Annotated in this window: 3 protein-coding genes; 1 reads left to right on the top strand and 2 read right to left on the bottom strand. The window is 60.7% G+C overall.

Translation table 11 applies throughout. The features are described from left to right. Positions 1–98 precede the first annotated feature (98 nt). The gene (locus CJ255_RS21550) at positions 99–1037 is read left to right on the top strand and encodes an undecaprenyl-diphosphate phosphatase (RefSeq protein ID WP_245863655.1); all 939 of its coding nucleotides are present in this window, start codon (positions 99–101) and stop codon (positions 1035–1037) included. 332 nt (positions 1038–1369) lie between these two features. Here the strand turns inward: CJ255_RS21550 and CJ255_RS21545 are convergent, their stop codons facing one another. Both CJ255_RS21545 and CJ255_RS21540 read right to left on the bottom strand, forming a co-directional pair. Continuing rightward, positions 1370–2251 (bottom strand): alpha/beta fold hydrolase, encoded by an 882-nt coding sequence (locus tag CJ255_RS21545; RefSeq protein ID WP_097646133.1) that lies wholly within the window; start codon positions 2249–2251, stop codon positions 1370–1372. 6 nt (positions 2252–2257) lie between these two features. Beyond that, positions 2258–2866 carry a CPBP family glutamic-type intramembrane protease gene (locus CJ255_RS21540; protein ID WP_097646132.1) on the bottom strand — a complete coding sequence of 203 codons (609 nt, stop codon included), beginning with the start codon at positions 2864–2866 and terminating at the stop codon, positions 2258–2260. Positions 2867–2954: the final 88 nt, after the last annotated feature.

Here is a 2954-nt window from a genome sequence, read left to right as displayed (position 1 = left end):
CGCGTTGGAGTGCCGGCTTTAGCCGGCTGAAGCCGGCACTCCAACGCCAGTTGATAGACTTTTCAGACAGCCTCTAACAATAATCTTATGGATTCTTCATGTCTAAATTCTCTTCGAGCGACCAGGCCGCAATGCCCCACCTGCCCAAGCCAGTCATTGGGCTGGCGCTGTTAGCCCTCGTTGCCAGCCTTGCCATCGCGGTGCCTGGCGATCCCGAATGGTGGAAAGTGATCATCCTGGGCATTGTTCAGGGCATCACCGAATGGCTGCCCATCTCATCCACTGGCCACCTGCTCATCACCTCGCGCCTGCTCAACTACCAAGGCAGCATCGGCGGAACCTTTGAAATCTTCATCCAATTTGGCACCCTGCTCTCGGTGATCGCCTTCTACTTCAGCGACCTCTGGGGCCAAGCCCGTACCCTGTTGAGCAAAGAGGACAACGCCCACAAACGGGCCGTACTCTGGCTCTGGGTGGGCGTACTGATTGCCATGGTTCCGGCGGGAGTCGTCGGGCTACTTGGGCGTGACTTCATCAAGTCGGTACTCTACGAAACGCCAGCGGTGATCGCCTCAGCGCTGATTGTAGGCGGGATCATCTTTTTGATCATTGAACGCATGCCGTCCCGCAGTGCGAACACAACCTCACTCGATCAGATCAGCCCCAAGCAGGCACTCGGCATCGGCATCGCCCAAGTCTTTGCGCTCATCCCCGGCATGTCGCGCTCGGGCTCAACCATCGTCGGCGGGCTCTTAGCCGGGCTCGACCGGCGCACCGCCACCGCCTTCTCCTTCTACCTCGCAATGCCCGTCCTTGGCGGCGCCACCCTGGTTGATCTACTCGCCAGCCTCGACGAGATTCAACCCGACGATTGGGGCCGTCTCGCCTTGGGTGCCGTCGTCGCCATGATTGTCGGCTACCTCACGATTGGCTGGCTACTGCAATACATCGCCCGTAACAGCTTTGTCGCCTTCGGTTTCTACCGCATCACTGTGGGGCTCTTGATTCTGGGCCTCGTTGCCCTGGGGGTGTTGTAAGGGAAGCAGAAATTGTTACATATCCCAGCAGCTTGTAATGCTGAATCGTAGTGCCGACGTTAGTCGGCTGAGAAGCTATCTGAAAAGCCGGGGGGCTCACGCTGGAGTGCCGGCGTTAGCCGACTGTTGTTAGCGCGAAAAATTCCTGGGCCACGCCGCTTGGCTTCGACAGGCTCAGCCAGCGGCACGGCCACGCCGCTTGGCTTCGACAGGCTCAGCCAGCGGCACGGTGGCTGCGAACCCAAGGCTTCTTCGCGCTAACAAAGAGTTCTGGTTTGTCTTGCGAGGATGCGATGGCCTCGCGTCCTCGCGTCCTCGCGTCCTCGCGTCCTCTATTCCCCACAAAACTCCCGCAGCGCCTGCGCGACTTCAAGGGGGCGCTCTTCGGGCAGCATGTGGCCTGCTTCAGCAATGATCTGGAGGCGGGCGTTGGGGATAGCTTGAGCGAGTCGCTGGGCATCGCTGAGCGGCCAGATGGCGTCGGCTTCACCCCAGAGGATCAGGGTGGGCCGGGAGATCTGCGCGGGCAGCGCGGCGTAGGTGGCCGGGCTCGGGGTGGCGAGGAAGGCGGCGAGGGCGGCGTGGGCCCCTGGCAGGCGCGTCGGCGCGAGGTAACGTTCGAGCCGCTCTGGGGTTACGAGGGCCGGATTGGCAAAGCAGCGCCGCAGGCTGGCCGCACGCGCCTTGGGGTTGTAGAAACGTGCGGCCAGCAGCCGGGGTAAGAAGGGCAGCATCGGGATGGGCGGCCCGTTGCGGCGGTAGAAATTGGCATCAAGCAGCGCCAAGCGCGCAATGCGCGGCTGCTGATCGGCGATGGCCGCATAGGCAGCAACCACCCCACCCATCGAATGGCCCGCCAGCGTAACATCGTGCAGATCAAGCGCCTCCAGCAGCGCCACCACGCGCCGCCCGTGGCCCGCCAGACTCACATCGGCCTGCGTCGTCTTATCCGAAAGCCCAAAGCCAACCAGATCGAGGGCATAGACCGCATGATCTGAAGCCAGCTCTGCTGCCACCTCAGCCCAGGCATGAGCAGCCCCCGCAAAACCATGGAGCAGCACCAGCGGCCTACCACTGCCCCGCAGTTCATAGTGCAGTTGCAGACCTTCAATGCTGATGAAGTGGGAATGGGTATTCATAGGTATACTCACTGTTTTTTGCGGCGTCGCGGTGGCTTCGACAGGCTCAGCCAGCGTCGCACTTGGTTCCCGCATACACCCTCAGCGCCGATACCCAAAGCGTAGCACGGCGGCAAAATGGCCAAGCCATGCCCCTAAAAAACTACCCGAAATCGTGTAGAAACCAGCAAAGACAACCCCAAGGGTCGTGAAGAGCAGAAAGCCTGCCAGACGCCCGCGCCAACCGGCAGCCCAGACGGTATGAACCGTCAGATAGTAGCAGCCATAGGCCAAGGCCGAGAGGGGCAGGGCCCACCAGCCGATCAGGCTTGCAACATGGTGAAAGAGATAGCCACGAAAATAGAGTTCGGTGGCAAAGGTATGGAAGAGCGCAAGGGCGAGGGGCGTAAAGCCAGAGGGTTCAAAGCCGCCCTTGTTTTTGGCACCCATCAAGCCACCCACAAGCAGAATAGGTAGCAGCCAGAGCGAGAATTGCCAACCTAAGCTGGCAAGGGGCATCCCGCCAACCATGCTGATACCCAGCAGCGCCAGCAGCGCCAGCAGCAGGCGGCGCACATAGAGCCAACGGCTCTGTGCAGCATGAGCACTCTCGGCTGGCCCCCAGCCGCGCCCAATGGCAGCCCACCACGAGATGATCCAGAGCAGCAGGTAGCCAACACCAGCAATGAGGAGTTGAGTAGTAAGTGACACGCGGCTAGTAGTGTATCCTTCCTTAGACATGGTTTCAGAAACGGCCTTTCAGCTTTACAGTTGGAGTGCCGACTTTAGTCGGCATCCC

Origin of the sequence: Candidatus Viridilinea mediisalina (assembly GCF_002532535.1) — a bacterium.
Taxonomy (GTDB): domain Bacteria; phylum Chloroflexota; class Chloroflexia; order Chloroflexales; family Chloroflexaceae; genus Viridilinea; species Viridilinea mediisalina.
Note: the sequence above shows the minus strand (reverse complement) of the source record. Positions and strands in the feature narration are given on the sequence as shown.